Origin of the sequence: Actinomadura sp. GTD37 (assembly GCF_041951365.1) — a bacterium.
Classification (GTDB): domain Bacteria; phylum Actinomycetota; class Actinomycetes; order Streptosporangiales; family Streptosporangiaceae; genus Spirillospora.
In genome coordinates this window covers 407,838-423,476 of the sequence record NZ_JBGNUS010000003.1, presented here as the reverse complement: position 1 = coordinate 423,476, position 15,639 = coordinate 407,838, and the positions used below count along the sequence as shown (strand labels likewise).

Genomic DNA, 15,639 nt, shown 5'->3' with positions numbered 1-15,639 from the left:
CGGGCGGGCACGCGGGTGGGCACGCGGGTGGGCAGGGCGCTCAGCAGCGCTTGGTCCAGGAGCATTCCAGCCGCGGGGCCGTCCGCGCCGTGCGCGGCGCGGCGGACGGCGTCCCGCCGGCGAGGCGGATCGCGATGGCGTCCTCGATGTCCTTGGGGGCGCCGCCCCGGTAGCCGTTGAGGATCACCGAGAAGACCAGCGGGCGCCCGGACGGGTCCGTCACGTAGCCGGACAGGGCCGTGGCGCCGGTGAGCGTGCCCGTCTTCGCGTGGACGTTGCCGGCCGCGGGCGTGCCGCGCATCCGCGAGGCCAGCGTGCCCCCGGCCATGCGGTCGGGGTCGCCGGCGACGGGCAGCGCCCGGTACCAGGCCGGGAACCACCGTTGCCGCCGCACGCTCGCGAGGACGGCGCCCACGTCCCCCGCGGTCGTGCGGTCGAGCCGCGACAGCCCCGATCCGTCGGCCATCTCCAGCCGCCCGGCCGGGACGCCCAGGGAGCGGACGTACCGTTCGATCACCGGCAGCCCGGCGTCCCAGCTGCCGCGGCCCCGGGCCTTCCGCCCGATCGACTTCACCAGGATCTCGGCGATCATGTTGTTGCTCAGCTTGAGGAACGGGACCGTCAGCCGGGACAGCGGCATGGACGCGCGGGACGCGAGCCGGGCGGCGCGGGCGGGCGTCCGGCCGCGCTCGGTCGTGCCCCCGACCCGGACGCCGTGCGCCCGCAGCGCCCTCCGGAACACGTCCGCCGCGTACATCGTCGGCTTCCTGACCGTGCGCAGGACGGTCAGGGGCGCGGCCCCGGCCGGGTACGAGCCGCTCACCACGATCGTGTCGCCGCCCTCGGCCCGGTTCACCGCCACCGTGGACGGCGAGCCGGGCGGCCCGGTGACCGCGCGGTCATCGATCTTGACGACGTCCGTCGCGGGCGCCAGGGCGACCTTGGCGGGCTCCCCCTCGGCGCCCGGCGTGATCGTCACGTTGACCGAGCCCGCGTCGAAGTCGTCGTTCGGCGAGACCGTCAGCGCGGAGATCGGCGCGGCGTAGTAGTACTGCAGGTCGGACGGGTCCCAGTGGGACGGCGTCCGGACGGCGTCGAACCACGTGTCGTCCGCGACGAGATCGCCCTCGACGCGCTCGACGCCCTTCGCGGCGACCTGGGCGGCCAGCCGGTCGTACTCGGCGGCCCGCATCGTCGGGTCGCCGGTGCCCTTGAGGTACAGGTCCCCCTTCACCGTCGCGCCCGACACCGACCGGGCGTGCACGCTGGTGCCGAACCGGTACCCGGCGCCGAGCAGCGACAGCGCCGCGCCGGAGGTGTAGATCTTCAGGTTCGAGGCGGGCAGCACTCGCGCGGCGGCGCCGCGCGAGTAGCGGACGGCGCCGGTCCGGGCGTCGCGCACGACGGCGCCGACGGTCGCGCCGTCCAGGCGGGGGTCGGCGAGGATGGCGTCGAGGTCGGTGCGCAGGTCCCCCGGCGCGGCCGCCCGCGCGGGTACGGCCGGCGCGGTGAGCGCCACGGCTCCGGCGAGCACGACGGACGAGATCCGCACCAGTCGACCATGCATGAGGGCGAGCGTAGGCCCCCGGCGGCCGCCGTCAAGGACCCCGGCGCGACGGGTATGCCGGGTCGTCCGGGTGGCCGGTGATTTCGCCGATGACGTCCCCGGACGGAACGAAGGTCCGCGACGAGCTCGGGCCGGCGAAGGGCGGCATCCGGCTCTCGCAGGTGCGGGCGCCCACGGCCCTCGACACGGGCGACAACTCCGGCGAGACCCTCCGCAGCGCGGCTAGCGGGCGGCGAGGCGTCGGAGGAGCCCGACGAGCTGGTCGCGCTCGTCCGGGCCGAGGCGGCCGAAGACGCGCTCGCCGACCGCCACGCCGGCGCGCCGCGCGCTCTCCAGGGTCCGCGCGCCGTCGCCGGTCAGCCGGATCGCGTGGGCCCGCCGGTCCTGCGGGGACCGCTCCCGCCGCACGAGGCCGCCGTCCTCCAGGTCGTCGACGATGCGCACCATCGTGGACTTGTCGATGCCGGTGAAGTCGATGAGGCGCCGCTGGCTGGACGGCCCGTACACGTCCAGGGCGAGCAGCATGCTGAACCCGCGCACGTCGATGCCGAGCGGGCGGAGCTCGTCGTTCATGCCCTCCCGGGCCCGGCCGTGCGCGGCGGCCAGCAGCATGCCGAGCCCCGCGTGCCGGGCGGCGGGGTCGCCTTCCGCGGCCAGGATCCGTTCGAGCAGGTCGTCGAGCATGGCCCCATGGTAGGACGCTCTGATATCGTCTCATCTGAGACTTTCTCAGCAGAGAAATAGGTGGGCGGCGCAGGAACGATCGAGGGAGACACGCATGCCCGACATGACCCGCCGACGCGCGCTGCAGGTGTCCGGCCTGACCGCGGCGATGGCCGCCGTCCCGGCGAGCGCGGCCGCCGCGGCCGCCCCCGGGACGTCACGCGGCAGGATCGACACCCACCACCACGCCGTCCCGCCGAAGATGCGGCAGTGGGCGGTCGAGCAGGGGATCCTCCCGCCGGAGGGCGGCCCGGCCTGGGCCCAGTGGACGCTGCGGAGCACGCTGCGGACCATGAACGCCAACGGCATCGCCGCCGGCGTCGCGTCCGCGCCCGTCCCGGCCGAGATCTTCCAGGACCGCGCGACCGCCGTCGCGGGCGTCCGGGTGTGCAACGAGTCGCTCGCCGAGCTGGTGCGCGACCATCCCACCCGGTTCGGCTTCTTCGCCAACGCGGCGATGCTCCATCCCGAGCTGGCCGTCGAGCAGATCGCCCACGCGCTGGACGACCTCGGCGCGGACGGGATCCTCCTCAACACCTCGGCCGACGGCCACTACCTCGGCGACCCGATGTTCGAGCCGCTGTGGGCCGAACTCGACCGGCGCCGCGCGGTCGTGTTCGCCCACCCGGTCGCGCCCAAGGGCATCGTCGAGCTGCCCGAGGTCGGCGACTGGCTCGCCGACTTCCTGCTCGACACCACCCGCACCGCGCTCAGCCTCATCGCCGCCGGCACCCTCGACCGGCATCCCCGCGTCTCGGTCGTCCTGTCCCACGGAGGCGGGTTCCTGCCGTACATGGCCGGCCGCGCCGAGCGCTCGCACCGGGAGGACGGCGGCCCCTTCCCCGCGAAGATGCGTCCCGCCCTCCGGCGGTTCCACTACGACACGGCCCTGCCGGCGTCCCCGTACGCCACCCCGACCCTGCTCGGCGCCGTCGGCGCCGACCGCGTCCTGTTCGGCACCGACTGGCCCGCCAACTCCGCCCGCGAGGTCACCCTCAACACCCGCGACCTCGACCGCGACCCGGCCCTCGACGCCCGCGCGCACCGCGCCATAACCCGGACCAACGCCCTCCGCCTCCTCCCCCGCCTCGCCGCAAGACTCACCTGACACCCAAGTGGACGGGGAGGGTGCGGGGGCCGCGCACCTGGCCGGCGGCCCACGTCACGGCGGACGGGTCCGCCAAGGCGAAGGACGGGATCCGTTCCAGCCACACCTCCAGCGCCACGCGCAGTTCCATGCGGGCCAGGTGCGAGCCCACGCAGCGGTGGATGCCGAGGCCGAAGGCGGCGTGCCGGTTGACCTCGCGGTCGATGGCGACCTCGTCCGCGCGGTCGAACTGCGCCGGGTCGCGGTTGGCGGCCGGGAACGACAGCAGCACCCAGTCGTCGGCCTTCATGTCGACGCCGCGCCAGTGCATGTCCTCCTTCACCAGCCGCGCCATCGTGACGGGCGCGTAGACGCGGAGGAACTCCTCCATCGCGGTCGGCAGCAGCGACGGGTCGGCGACGAGGCGCTCCCGGTCGGACGGCGTCTTCGCCAGATGCCACAGCGACGCCCCGATCGCGCTCCACGTGGTGTCGATGCCCGCGATGAGGAGGAGCGCCATCGTCCCGGACACGTGGGACGGGTCGAGCTTCCGCCCGTGCAGTTCCGCCTCGATCAGGTGTGTGGTGAGGTCGTCGCGGGGTTCGGCGACGTGGTCGCGGATCTGTTCGAGGAGGTAGCCGAACAGCTTGTCCATGCGGGCGATGCGCTCGTCCGGCGGCAGGTTGACGCCTTCGAGGGTGTTCTCGACGAACTCGCGGAAGCGCGGCCCGTCCTCGGGCGGAAAGCCCAGCATGTCGGCGATGACCCGGATCGGGATGTGCTGCGCGTAGTCCTGCGCGGCGTCCACGACGTCGCGGCCCTCGAAGGAGTCGATGAGCGCGTGGCAGAACGCCCGCGTCCCCGCCTCCAGCTTCTGGACGGCCGACTTCTTGAACGCCGGCAGCAGCAGCCTGCGCGCGTCGTGGTGGAACGGCGGGTCGGACGAGATCGGCGGTGTGACGCCCACCGGCGCGACCTCGCGCGGCGGCCGGAAGTTGCTCATGACGACCGCGCGGGACGTGAAGCGGTCGGTGTCGTAGGCGATGGCCGCGACGTCGTCGTAGCGGGTCGGGAGCCAGCCGCCGCCGAACCGCTCGGTCCGCGCGACCGGGCAGCGCCGCCGCAGGTCGTCCTGGATCGGGTACGGGTCGGCGGCCCACTCCGGTTCCAGGTGGGAGAAGTCGCTCGCCCAGTCGGAGACCGGGCCGGTGACGACCTCGCTGCGCGTGCCGAGGGGGCGGCTCTCCCGCTCCTCCCGCACATGGTCCTCGTCGAAGCGGTCGTCGGCGGCCATGTCATGCCTCCCTGGAGACGTCGATCGCCCGTTCCGGGCAGTTCGCCACCGCGAGGCGGGCGTCGTGCTCCCCGCCCTCGGGCACGACGCCGTCGCCGAGGACCGTCCCGTAGCCCTCGTCGTCCTCGCCGAACAGGGCGGGCGCCAGGTCGTAGCAGCGGCCGTGCCCCTGGCAGCGTTCCGAGTCGATCCGCACCTTCGTCTTCATGGCTTTCCTCCCGTGTCGGCCGTGGGGCCGGGCGGTGCGAGCGCGCTGCCCATGCTCAGCAGGAGGCACAGGTGCGCGAGCGCGTTCGCGGACATGGCCGGGTCGATCTCGTCCCCGGCCTGGGCGAGGCGGACGAGTCCGGCGAGCCGGCCGGCGCGCTCGTCCACGTAGTCGCGCATCGGGCGGGCGACGCCGGCGTCGCGGCGGGCCGCGGCCAGCGCCTCCACGATCAGGCGGCCGCCCGCGTCGCGGCGGTGCGCGAGGGCGCGGCCGATGACCAGCAGCGGTCCGGTGATCGGACGGTCCGGGTCTCGGCCGCGGTGACGCCCGCGATGCGTCCCATAACCGAATTAAACGACTGTTCATTTGATGGGGCAAGACCCGCCGCACGCGGAGGTCAGACGCGGAAGGCGCGCATCTGGAGGGCGAGGGTCGAGTAGTAGCCGACGAGGGTGGTCAGCTCGAAGACGGTCTCGCGGTCCAGCGGGGGGACGCAGGCCGCCCAGGTCTCGTCGTCCACGTCGCCGGCGGCGAGCGCGCGGGTGAGGCGCAGGACGGCGGCCTCGTGCGGGTCGCGGAGGTCGAGGGGCGCCTGCGCGGCGATGGCGGCGAGTTCCGCCTCGGTGAGGCCGGCCGCCCGGCCGACGGCCTCGTGGGAGGTGCGCTCGAACTCGCTGTCCCAGGCGGCGGCCACGACGAGGATCGCCATCTCGCGGGCCCGCCCGCTGAGCGAGCCCTCGTAGCGGACGGCCGCGCCGAGCCGCTGCAGGGCGTCCCCGAGCGCGGGCCGCAGCAGGAACTCGTTGAAGGGGCCGAGCAGGGCGCCCGACTCCGCGACCAGGTCGAACAGGCGCGGGCCCTTCGCCCGCGGGCCCTCGGTGATCGACTTGTAGACGGCCAGGCGGTCGCCGTCGAGCTCGCCGGGCGTGAACGCGTGCTGCCGGGTCATCGGTTCCTCACTGTCCGTTCTGCACGGGTCGGTTTCTCAAGATCAGCGTGTCGGCGTGCGGGCGTCAGCGCGTCCGCAACCGCGTGCTGATGTCGTCGGCGGTCGCGCGGAGCCGGTCGAGGATCTCGCCGTGCAGGTCGTCCTCCGACCGGCGCATCGCGGACACGGCGACGTTGACCGCGGCGGCCGGGGCGTCGTCCGTCCCGAAAACCGGGACCGAGACAGAGCGCAGGCCCTGCGCGAGTTCCTGGTCCTGGACGGCGTAGCCGTCGCGGCGGATCCCGTCCAACTGGGCGCGTAGCTCGGTGAGGTCGGCGACAGCGTTGGGCCCGGCGCCTGGGGTGAAGGACGCTTCGGTGATGCGCCGGTCCAGATCGTCCTGCGGCAGGTAGGCGAGCAGGAGCTTGCCCATGGACGTGTAGGGCGCGGGCAGTGTCGAACCCACGTGGACGTTGGCCGTGACCAGGTCGGCGTTGCGCAGCCGCGCGAGGTAGAGGACGCGGTCCTCGACCAGGACCCCGAGGTTGACCGTCTCCCCCGTCGCCTCCGCGAGCAGCCGCAGCGGACGGTCGCTGAGCTGCACCAGGCTCGACCCCCGCATCGCCGCCGAGCCGAGCGTCAGCACCTTCACCCCGGGCTGGACCGACCCGTCGTGCCGCCGCTCCAGGTAGCCGAGGTCCTCCAGGGTGGCGACGATCCTGAACGCCGTGGGCATCGGGATGCCGGTCAGTGCGGCGATGTCGCTGGTGCGCAGGGACAGCGTGGGCCCGTCGAACAGGCTCAGCACCTGCAGGCCCTTCGCGAGCGCCGCGATGTGGTACCGCGACCGGCCGCTTGACGTCATGTTCCCCCGTCACCAATACTCTTGTTTAGTAAAAGTAACTTTCACTCAATGAAAGCTCAGGGTGAAAGTACATCGGGAAGGCGAGGAACCGCAAGTGGCTGACGGGTCACCGACGACTCAGGCGTCACCGGACACGGCGACCGACTGGCTGGGCCTGCGCGGCGCCCGGGTGCTCGTCCTCGGCGCGGGCGGGATCGGCGCGGAATGCGTCCGCGGCTATCTCGGCGCCGGCGCCGCCGTCACGGTGGTCGACCGCGACGCCGCCCGGCTGGACGCCCTGCCCCCGGCCCCGGACGGGACGAGGCCGCGCACGCTCGCGACCGACCTGACCGAGCCGGGCGCCGGCGCCGCCGCCGTCCGGTACGCGCTGGACGGGATGGGCGGCCTCGACGTCCTCCTGCACTGCGTCGGCGTCAACGACCGCCGCCCGATCCTGGAGTTCACCGAGGCCGAGTGGGACGCGGTGCTCCGCACCAACCTGTCCACCGCGTTCGGCGCGGCGCAGGCGGCGGGGCGGCACATGGTGGCGGCGGGCGGCGGGCGCATCGTCCTCCTGTCGTCGGTGTCCGGGCATCTGGCGCACAAGAAGCACGGCCCCTACGCCGCGTCCAAGGGCGGCATGAACCAGATGATGCGGGTCATGGCCGCCGAGTGGGCCTGCCACGGCGTCACGGTGAACGCGGTCGCGCCCGGCTACGTCGAGACGCCGCTGACCGCCGAGTACCTCGCGCGGCCCGGAGTCCGGGATGATCTGGTTCGCCTGGTCCCGGCCGGGCGGCTGGGCACGGCGGACGAGGTCGTCGGCCCGATCCTGTTCCTTTCCTCGCCGCACGCGTCGTTCATGACCGGGCACGTCATGTACGTCGACGGCGGCCGCACGCTGGTCTAGGAGAGACTCACATGAGCACGGAGCAGAAGATATTCCCGCGGTTCGCCGGGAAGACGGTGCTGGTCACGGGGGCCGGCACCGGGTTCGGCGCCGAGATCGCCGTCCGCGCGGCGCAGGAGGGCGCGCGGGTCGGGGTCCACTACAACAGCTCGAAGCAGGGCGCGGAGCGGACGGCCGAGCGCGTCCGCGAGGCGGGCGGCGAGGCGTTCGTCGTACAGGCCGACATCTCGTCCTGGGACGCGATCCGCGGCCTCGCCGACGAGGCGTTCGCGCAGGCGGGCACGCTGGACGTCCTGGTCAACAACGTCGGGGACGTGGCGACCGAGCAGATGTCGTGGCGTGAGCTGACGCAGGAGTCCCTGGACCGCGTCATCGACGTGGACGTCAAGGGCACCCTCCTGATGACCCACGAGTTCGGCTCCCGGATGCTGGACCAGGGCCACGGCGCGATCGTGAACATCGGCTCCACCGTGGTCGTGCGGGGCAGCGCGCGGGCCCCGCAGTACGCCGCCGCGAAGTACGGGCTGCTCGGCATCACCAAGTCGTACGCGGCGGCGTTCGCGCCGTCCGTCCGCGTCAACACGTTCGCGCCGGGCTTCATGGAGACCGGCGCCACGCTGGAGCGCGAGGACTGGAAGTCGGGGCGGCGCGAGAAGCTCATCGCGCAGACCCCGATGGGCACGATCCCGCCGCCCGAGGTGGTCGCGGGCACCGCCCTGTTCCTCGCCACCGAGGACGCGTCCCACATCACCGGCGCCTACATGCTCGCCGACGGCGGCTTCAACATGGTGGGCGCCTGATGAAGCTGATCACCTTCGACGCGGGCCGGGTCGGGCGGCTGGACGGCGACGACGTCATCGAGCTGGACGTCCCGTCCACGCGGGCGTTCTTCGAGCGCGGCGGGACGGCCGCCGAGACCGGGGAGCGGCTGAAGCTCGCGGACGTGCGGCTCCGCGCGCCCATCCAGCCGAAGAAGTTCTTCCACACGGCCGGCAACTTCGCCGACCACCACGAGGAGCTCCAGGCCGTCAACTGGTCGCATCCGGTGCACAAGGGCATCGTGTTCTTCCAGAACGTGGACGCGATCATCGGCCCGGACGACCCGATCGTCTATCCGGAGCACCTCACCCGGGAACTGGACTACGAGCTGGAGCTGGCCGTCGTCATCGGCAAGCCCGGCAAGTTCTTCGGGCCCGACGAGGCGCTGGAGCACATCGCCGGGTTCACGGTCTTCAACGACATCACGGCCCGCGACATCCAGCGCCGCGAGATGGAGTCGGGGGTGTTCTCGTTCAGCAAGGCGATCGAGACGTTCTGCCCGATCGGGCCGTGGATCGTCACCGCGGACGAGATCGACGACATGCAGGACCTCGCGATGCAGCTGCGGGTGAACGGGGACGTGCGGCAGACGGGGCACACCAAGCAGATGCGGGTGTCGATCCCGCACCTGGTGGCCTACCACTCGCCGCAGACCTACAGCGCGGGCGACATCCTCACGACGGGCACCGTCTCCGGCGTCGCGGCCGTCCAGCCGAACCCGTTCGACTTCTACCTCCGTCCGGGGGACGTCGTGGAGGCCGAGATCGAGGGCGTCGGCACCCTGCGGAACCCGGTGGTGTCCTGGCAGGACGCGCACGGCGAGCCCGCGCCGGACAAGGTCGACTGGTGAGGCTCGCCAACCTGCGCGGACGCCTCGCCGTCGTCACCGGCGACACGGCGGTCGACGTCGCCGAGGCCAGCGGGGGCCGGTTCGCCGCCGACCCGCAGGCCGTGTTCGCCGAGTGGGACGCGTTCCGCGACTGGGCCGCGTCGCTCGACCCGTCGCGGGGCGCGGCGTTCGCGGTCGAGGAGCTGGGGCCGCCCGTGCCCCGTCCGCCGCAGGTGTTCGCGATCGGGATCAACTACGCGGCGCACGCGAGCGAGGCCGGCTACCCGCCCGACTCGGCGCCCGTGACGTTCACGAAGTTCCCCGGCTGCCTGGCCGGGCCCGTCTGCGAGGTCGAACTGCCGTCCGGCACCGTGGACTGGGAGGTCGAGATGGTCGTGGCGGTGTCCCGCGACACCGTCCGCGTCCGCCGCGAGGACGCGTGGCAGCACGTCGCCGGCATCACCCTCGGCCAGGACCTCTCCGAGCGGACGTCGCAGCTCGCCGGGGCCAAGCCGCAGTTCAGCCTGGCCAAGTCGTTCCCGAACTTCGGCCCGACCGGCCCCTGGCTGGTCACGCCGGACGAGTTCGGCGACCCGTCCGACCTCGCCATCTCGTGCAGCCTGTCCGGCGAGACGGTGCAGAGCGCCCGCACCTCCGCGATGATCTACGACGTGCCGGAGCTGCTCGTCCGGCTGTCGCGGGTCTGCCGCCTGTTCCCCGGGGACCTCGTCTTCACCGGGACGCCGTCCGGGGTCGGCAACGCCCGCACGCCGAAGCGCTTCATCCGGCCGGGCGAGGAGCTGGTCAGCGAGCTGGAGGGGGTCGGCCGCCTCACGCAGCGATTCGTCGCCGCACGGGAGGACGCGGCCCCCGCCCCGGCCGGCTGAGCCGGGCCTCAGTCCACGGAGGCGCCGGTGGAACGCCGTTCCGCCGGCTCCCTCCGGCCGACGGTGAAGAACCCGGCGAGCGCCGCGAGCGCGGCGACCAGCTCCCCGGCGAGGCTGATCGTCTTGTCGGCGTACCACGACGGGTCGTACATGCGCGGGATCGGCCCGAGCTGCCCGAAGTCGACGAAGTAGTACAGCAGGACGGCGCCGGCGGCGCTCGCCGCGACGAGGAAGGCGAGCGCGTAGGTCCACTTCCGCGCCCACACCAGCACCAGGACGGCGGCGACCGCCGCAGCGATCGCCTGCGCGTAGAAGAGGTCGTCCCCGGGGATGACGTTGTCGGGGGTGTTCGGCCCGGGGGCCATGTCCGGCGCGAACCGCCAGTGCACGATGGCGTCGGCCGCGAGTCCGGCGGCCACGAGAATCCGAAGAACAATGCCCATACCCATTGCACGGTGATACCCCCGCCGCGGATCAAAGCGAGCGCACCTTTCCTGAAGGATTTCGGCAGCGCTCAGCCCGCGCCCTTGACCCGCCGGTAGCTCCAGTACAGCAGGCCGAAGAGGATGAACCCGGACAGGATGAGCCCCGACCCGGTGCTCCACCCCGACAGCGGCAGCCTCTCCACCAGCCCCCACGCGACCCCGGCCCCGATCAGCGCCAGCCCCGTCAGGACCGACCCCGTCAGCCGCCACCACGACCGCACGCTCTCCTCGGCCGCCTGGATCGCCCGCTCCCGGACCGGCTCGACGTAGCGGTCCACGGCCGGGAACTCGCGCGCGAGGATGAGCAGCCCGGCCAGCACGAGCAGCAGCCCCGGACCGGGCAGCACGAGCAGCGCCACACCCGCCACCAGCACCAGCCCCCCGGCGACCAGCACCACGCCGCGCTTGGCGGACTTCCCGTACCCCATCGCGCCTCCCGCCCGGACGGGGCCCGGACCGTCCCCCCGCCAACTCTCCATGCGTTACAACGCTAGATCTTGCGCAGGCGGTTCCCGTCAAACCTCGTCCCCCGCAAGGGAAAGACTCCCCACCGGCCGCGCCGGTGGGGAGTCCGACGGCCGAGCGCATGGCCACCGCGGACACCGCGCGCCGGATTGGCCGGGAATGGGGGCGGCCCCGTCCCGGGGGCGTGGGACGGGGCCGCAGACCGCGCGAGACCGGGCGACGGTCGCCCGCGCGGCGGATCCGCTAGTCCTTCACGGCCGCCTCGGCGCCCGCTCCGGTGAGGGAGCGGACCTCGATCTCGGCGTACTTGGCCGCGTTGAACTCCTTGCTGAGGACGGTCCCGAGGAATCCGCACAGGAAGCCGATCGGGATGGACAGGAGGCCCGGGTTGCTGAGCGGGAACCAGCTCCAGTCGTGGTCGGTGAACAGCGCCTTCTCGTCGCCCGACACGACCGGGGAGAACGCCACGAAGAAGATCGCGGCGCCGAGCCCGCCGTAGATGGCGGAGGTGGCTCCGGCGGTGTTGAACCTCTTCCAGAACAGGCTGTAGAGGATCGCGGGCAGGTTGCCGGACGCGGCGACCGCGAACGCCAGGGCGACGAGGAACGCGACGTTGAGGCGCTGCGCGTAGATGCCGAGGACGATCGAGACGGCCCCGATGACCAGCGCGGAGATGCGGGCGACGCGGACCTCGTCCCGCTCGGTGGCCTTGCCCCGGCGGAACACGTGGGCGTACAGGTCGTGGGAGAAGGACGAGGACGAGGCGAGGGTGAGGCCCGCCACGACCGCGAGGATGGTCGCGAACGCGACGGCCGCGATGACCGCGAGGAGGATCGTGCCGCCCGCCTCGCCGAACACGATCTCGCCGATGCGTTCGGCGAGCTGCGGCGCCGCGGTGTTGCCCGCCGGGTTGACCTTGGAGATCTCCTCCGAGCCGACGAGGGCGGCGGCGCCGAAGCCGAGCACCAGGGTGAACAGGTAGAAGACCCCGATGAGGCCGATGCCCCACATGACCGACTTGCGGGCGTCGCGGGCGGTGGGGACGGTGTAGAAGCGGATCAGGATGTGCGGCAGCCCGGCGGTGCCGAGGACGAGCGCGAGGCCGAGGCTGATCAGGTCGAGCTTGCCGGTGAGGCCGCTCTCCTCGGTGGCGTAGCGCTGGCCTGGCTCCAGGAACTTGTCGCCCTTGCCGCTCTGCTCGGCGGCGTCCTTCAGCAGCGAGGACAGGTTGAAGCCGAACTTGCCGAGCACCAGCACCGTGATCAGGGCCGCGCCCGTCATCAGCAGGACGGCCTTGACGATCTGCACCCAGGTGGTGCCCTTCATCCCGCCGAACACCACGTAGATGATCATCAGGACGCCGACCAGCGCGATCGTGGCGCCCTTCGCGAAGTCACCGGTGAAGCCGAACAGCAGCGAGACCAGCGCGCCCGCGCCGACCATCTGCGCCAGCAGGTAGAAGATCGACACGACGATGGTGGAGACGCCGGCGGCGGTCCGGACGGGACGCGGGCTCATCCGGAACGCCAGCACGTCCGCCATCGTGAACCGGCCGGAGTTCCGCAGCAGCTCGGCGACCAGCAGCAGCGCGACGAGCCAGGCGACGAGGAACCCGATGGAGTACAGGAAGCCGTCGTAGCCGTAGAGGGCGATCAGCCCGGCGATGCCGAGGAACGACGCGGCGGACATGTAGTCGCCGCCGATCGCGAGGCCGTTCTGCGCGCCGGTGAACGACCGTCCGCCGGCGTAGAAGTCCGTGGCGTTCTTGGTGTTCCGGCTGGCCCACACGGTGATCGCGAGGGTGGCGGCCACGAACACGATGAACAGGGCGATCGACAGGTTCTCGTTGCTCATCGGGCGTCCTCCGCGGTCTCCGCGGTCCCCGTGGTCTCCGCGGTCCCCGTGGTCTTCGTGGTCTTCGTGGTCTCCACGGTCTTCGCGGTCTCCACGGTCTCGGCGGCCGGCGCGCCCTCGGCGAGGATCTCGGCGCGGAGCTTGTCCGCCATCGGGTCGAGGCGGCGCTCGGCGTGCCGCGAGTACAGGTACGCGATGCCGAACGTCGACACGAACTGGAGCAGCCCGAAGACGAGGGCGACGTTGATGGAGCCGACCAGCTCGGTGCCCATGAACTCGCGCGCCCACCCGGACAGCACGACGTAGAGCAGGTACCAGCTGAGGAACGCGGCGGTCATGGGGAATGCGAATCGGCGGAACCTGCGGCGGAGTTCCTGGAACTCCGCGGTGCCCTGGAACCGTTCGTAGACGGTGCCGGTGGCGCTCTTATCGACGGACACGACCGCCCTCCTCTGTTGTGACGCCAATCACGCGCAACCGTAAAGAGCCAGCTCGGAGGGTACGAGGGGTCGGCGGCGAGGCTGCGGTCAGGTGCCGCTCATCATCGGCGGAACGCTGCACCCGTCGATGAGCGGTCGATCTGGCGCGACGAACGGTCACACCCGGCGGGGCCGCCAGGTGCCCCGGTCGACGTCGAGCGACTCCGGAGTGTGCAGCCGCACCATCATGCGGGCGACGCCCGGCGGCACCCGGCGCTGCGTGCACAGCGACACGAGGATCATGACGGTGAACGCGATCGGGACCGTCCAGGCGGCGGGCTGGGCGAGCAGCGCCCCCGCGAGCCCGGACGGCGGCCCGGCCGCGATCGTCACGACGACGGCGGCGCCGGCGAGCACGCCGCCGGTGACGAGCCCGGCGAGCGCGCCCGGGACGGTCAGCCGCCGCCACCAGACGCCGAGGACGAGCAGCGGGCAGAACGTGGACGCGGCGACGGCGAACGCGAGCCCCACCACGTCCGCGACGGCGAGGGACCGGGCCGCGATCGCCAGCGCCAGCGGCACGACGAGGGCGATCAGCGTCCCCACGCGGAACGAGCGGACGCCGCCGCGCAGGATGTCCTGCGCGAGCACCCCGGCGACGGACACGGTGATGCCGGACGACGTCGACAGGAACGCCGCCACCGCGCCGCCGGTCACCAGCGCGCCGAGGAGGTCGCCGCCGAGCCCGCCGATCAGCCGTCCGGGCAGGGTGAGGACGACGGCGTCGGCGCGCCCCGTCATCAGCAGCTCGGGCGTGTACAGGCGTCCGAGCACCCCGTACAGCGCGGGGAGCAGGTAGAACGCGCCGAGCAGCGACAGCACCAGCACGGTCGTGCGGCGCGCCGCCCGCCCGTCGGGGTTGGTGTAGAAGCGGACGAGGACGTGCGGCAGCCCCATCGTCCCGAGGAACGTGGCGAGGATCAGCGAGTACGTCGCGTACAGGGAGTGGTCGCGCCCGTCGAGCGGCATCGCCCATTCCCGGTCGGTGGTGACGGGGCGCCCGCCGACGTGCGGGACGTCGGCGCCGGCCGGGAAGGTGACGGACGTGTCCTCGTCGATGCGGTGCTGCCCCGGGGCCAGGGTCAGCGGGGCGCCCGCGTAGTGGCGGCCGTCGACGCGGCCGTCCACGACGATCTGGACGGGCGCGGTGACGTTCACCGTGACGGCGACGCCGACCGCGACGGAGGTGCGGTCGGCGAAGCGCGGCGGGGCGTCCGACGACAGGCCGGGCGCGCCGTCGCCCCGCCACGCCAGCAGCAGGAACACCAGCGGGACGGCGAGGGCGGTCAGCTTCATCCAGTACTGGAACGCCTGGACGAGGGTGACGCTGCGCATGCCGCCGCCCAGCACGTTGACGGCGACGACGACCGCGACGAGCACGCCGCCCGTCCACACCGGGACGCCCGCCACCGTCCGCAGCACGAGCCCGGCGCTCTGGAACTGGGGCAGCAGGTAGAGCCAGCTGATCAGCACGACGAGGACGCTGGCGACGCGCCGCACCGCCATGGACTCCAGCCGCGCCTCGGCGAAGTCCGGCAGCGTGTACGCGCCGGAGCGGCGCAGCGGCGCCGAGACCAGGACGAGCAGGACCAGGTATCCGCCCGTCCAGCCGACGGGGAGCCACAGCATGTCGGCGCCGTACGCCAGGATGAGCCCGGCGATGCCGAGGAACGAGGCCGCCGACAGGTACTCGCCGCCGATCGCGGACGCGTTCCGCAGCGGCGTCACCGCCCGGGACGCCACGTAGAAGTCGGACGTCGTGCGGGAGATGCGCACCCCGAGCACGCCGATGAGGACGGTGGCGACGACCACCAGCAGGACGCCCGCCAGCCCGTAGGCGGCGTTCACCGCCGCTCCTCGCCCCGGTCCCCGGGCGGCCGGTCGGCGCGGTCGACGAGGTCGGCGAAGTCGTCCTCGTTGCGCTCGGCCTGCCGGACGTACCACCAGCCGCACACGACGAACCACGGGTAGATCAGCCCGCCGAGCACCACCCACGGCAGCGGCAGGCCGAGCACCTGCTGCTCGCGCACCTCGGGGACGAGCGCGAACAGCAGCGGCAGCCCGATCACCACGACGGCGAGCACCAGGCACAGCCGGGCGGCGAGCCGCAGCTGGGTGCGCAGCAGCGAGCGCATGTACGCCTCGCCGAGCCCGGTCTGCTCGTCGATCTCCCGGGTCACCGGGTAGCGGGGCCGCCGGACGGTCCGGGTCCGCGGCCCGGTGACCAGCGTCCTGCCGGGCGCGACGCCGCGCGGCCGCT

The 15,639-nt window shown here is 73.0% G+C and carries 18 protein-coding genes and 1 pseudogene; 6 read left to right on the top strand and 13 right to left on the bottom strand.

Translation table 11 applies throughout. The features are described 5' to 3' along the window. Positions 1-40 precede the first annotated feature (40 nt). A complete protein-coding gene (gene dacB / locus ACA511_RS20330) occupies positions 41-1,567 on the bottom strand; it encodes a D-alanyl-D-alanine carboxypeptidase/D-alanyl-D-alanine-endopeptidase (protein ID WP_375025990.1) in 1,527 nt (508 codons plus the stop codon). A gap of 89 nt (positions 1,568-1,656) precedes the next feature. Between dacB and ACA511_RS20325 the strand changes: the two are divergent. Next, positions 1,657-1,764, top strand: a pseudogene (locus ACA511_RS20325) (alpha/beta hydrolase domain-containing protein); the annotation flags it as partial. A 25-nt stretch (positions 1,765-1,789) separates the two neighbouring features. Here ACA511_RS20325 and ACA511_RS20320 read toward each other — a convergent pair. Then, entirely contained in the window at positions 1,790-2,251 is a 462-nt protein-coding gene (locus tag ACA511_RS20320) for a MarR family winged helix-turn-helix transcriptional regulator (protein WP_375025989.1), read from the bottom strand. Between the two features lie 94 nt (positions 2,252-2,345). On the opposite strand from ACA511_RS20320, the gene ACA511_RS20315 reads away from it, so the two are divergent. Beyond that, positions 2,346-3,398, top strand: coding sequence for an amidohydrolase family protein (locus ACA511_RS20315; protein ID WP_375025988.1), 1,053 nt, complete (start codon positions 2,346-2,348; stop codon positions 3,396-3,398). Here ACA511_RS20315 and ACA511_RS20310 read toward each other — a convergent pair. From ACA511_RS20310 to ACA511_RS20290, 5 genes are all read right to left on the bottom strand, one after another. Continuing rightward, positions 3,391-4,671, bottom strand: a complete 1,281-nt coding sequence (locus tag ACA511_RS20310; protein ID WP_375025987.1) for a cytochrome P450 — start codon at positions 4,669-4,671, stop codon at positions 3,391-3,393. The genes ACA511_RS20315 and ACA511_RS20310 overlap by 8 nt on opposite strands. 1 nt (position 4,672) lies before the next feature. After that, the gene (locus ACA511_RS20305) at positions 4,673-4,879 is read right to left on the bottom strand and encodes a ferredoxin (RefSeq protein WP_375025986.1); all 207 of its coding nucleotides are present in this window, start codon (positions 4,877-4,879) and stop codon (positions 4,673-4,675) included. After that, positions 4,876-5,106, bottom strand: a complete 231-nt coding sequence (locus ACA511_RS20300; protein WP_375025985.1) for a hypothetical protein — start codon at positions 5,104-5,106, stop codon at positions 4,876-4,878. The genes ACA511_RS20305 and ACA511_RS20300 overlap by 4 nt, the downstream gene beginning before the upstream one ends. 170 nt (positions 5,107-5,276) lie before the next feature. Further along, the gene (locus ACA511_RS20295; RefSeq protein WP_375025984.1) at positions 5,277-5,828 is read right to left on the bottom strand and encodes a carboxymuconolactone decarboxylase family protein; all 552 of its coding nucleotides are present in this window, start codon (positions 5,826-5,828) and stop codon (positions 5,277-5,279) included. Between the two features lie 64 nt (positions 5,829-5,892). After that, positions 5,893-6,672, bottom strand: coding sequence for an IclR family transcriptional regulator (locus ACA511_RS20290; RefSeq protein ID WP_375025983.1), 780 nt, complete (start codon positions 6,670-6,672; stop codon positions 5,893-5,895). A gap of 94 nt (positions 6,673-6,766) precedes the next feature. On the opposite strand from ACA511_RS20290, the gene ACA511_RS20285 reads away from it, so the two are divergent. The 4 genes from ACA511_RS20285 to ACA511_RS20270 are packed head-to-tail and all read left to right on the top strand — an operon-like array spanning position 6,767 to position 10,096. Next, complete coding sequence (locus ACA511_RS20285; protein WP_375025982.1) at positions 6,767-7,561, top strand: SDR family NAD(P)-dependent oxidoreductase; 795 nt, start codon at positions 6,767-6,769, stop codon at positions 7,559-7,561. A gap of 11 nt (positions 7,562-7,572) precedes the next feature. After that, on the top strand, positions 7,573-8,361 hold the full coding sequence (locus tag ACA511_RS20280) for an SDR family NAD(P)-dependent oxidoreductase (RefSeq protein WP_375025981.1): 789 nt from the start codon (positions 7,573-7,575) through the stop codon (positions 8,359-8,361). Beyond that, positions 8,361-9,230: a fumarylacetoacetate hydrolase family protein gene (locus tag ACA511_RS20275; RefSeq protein ID WP_375025979.1), complete on the top strand. Its 870-nt coding sequence runs from the start codon at positions 8,361-8,363 to the stop codon at positions 9,228-9,230. The genes ACA511_RS20280 and ACA511_RS20275 overlap by 1 nt, the downstream gene beginning before the upstream one ends. Beyond that, entirely contained in the window at positions 9,227-10,096 is an 870-nt protein-coding gene (locus tag ACA511_RS20270) for a fumarylacetoacetate hydrolase family protein (protein ID WP_375025978.1), read from the top strand. Before ACA511_RS20275 ends, ACA511_RS20270 begins: the two co-directional genes overlap by 4 nt. Before the next feature lie 8 nt (positions 10,097-10,104). Here ACA511_RS20270 and ACA511_RS20265 read toward each other — a convergent pair whose 3' ends face one another. From ACA511_RS20265 to ACA511_RS20240, 6 genes are all read right to left on the bottom strand, one after another. Next, entirely contained in the window at positions 10,105-10,539 is a 435-nt protein-coding gene (locus ACA511_RS20265) for a hypothetical protein (protein ID WP_375025976.1), read from the bottom strand. Between the two features lie 71 nt (positions 10,540-10,610). After that, a complete protein-coding gene (locus ACA511_RS20260; protein ID WP_375025975.1) occupies positions 10,611-11,060 on the bottom strand; it encodes a PGPGW domain-containing protein in 450 nt (149 codons plus the stop codon). A gap of 229 nt (positions 11,061-11,289) precedes the next feature. Continuing rightward, positions 11,290-12,900 (bottom strand): cation acetate symporter, encoded by a 1,611-nt coding sequence (locus tag ACA511_RS20255; protein WP_375025974.1) that lies wholly within the window; start codon positions 12,898-12,900, stop codon positions 11,290-11,292. Next, positions 12,897-13,340, bottom strand: coding sequence for a DUF485 domain-containing protein (locus ACA511_RS20250; protein WP_375025973.1), 444 nt, complete (start codon positions 13,338-13,340; stop codon positions 12,897-12,899). Before ACA511_RS20250 ends, ACA511_RS20255 begins: the two co-directional genes overlap by 4 nt. 156 nt (positions 13,341-13,496) lie before the next feature. Beyond that, positions 13,497-15,227 carry a cation acetate symporter gene (locus ACA511_RS20245; RefSeq protein WP_375025972.1) on the bottom strand — a complete coding sequence of 577 codons (1,731 nt, stop codon included), beginning with the start codon at positions 15,225-15,227 and terminating at the stop codon, positions 13,497-13,499. Next, complete coding sequence (locus tag ACA511_RS20240) at positions 15,224-15,559, bottom strand: hypothetical protein (RefSeq protein WP_375025971.1); 336 nt, start codon at positions 15,557-15,559, stop codon at positions 15,224-15,226. The genes ACA511_RS20245 and ACA511_RS20240 overlap by 4 nt, the downstream gene beginning before the upstream one ends. Between the last annotated feature and the right edge of the window lie 80 nt (positions 15,560-15,639).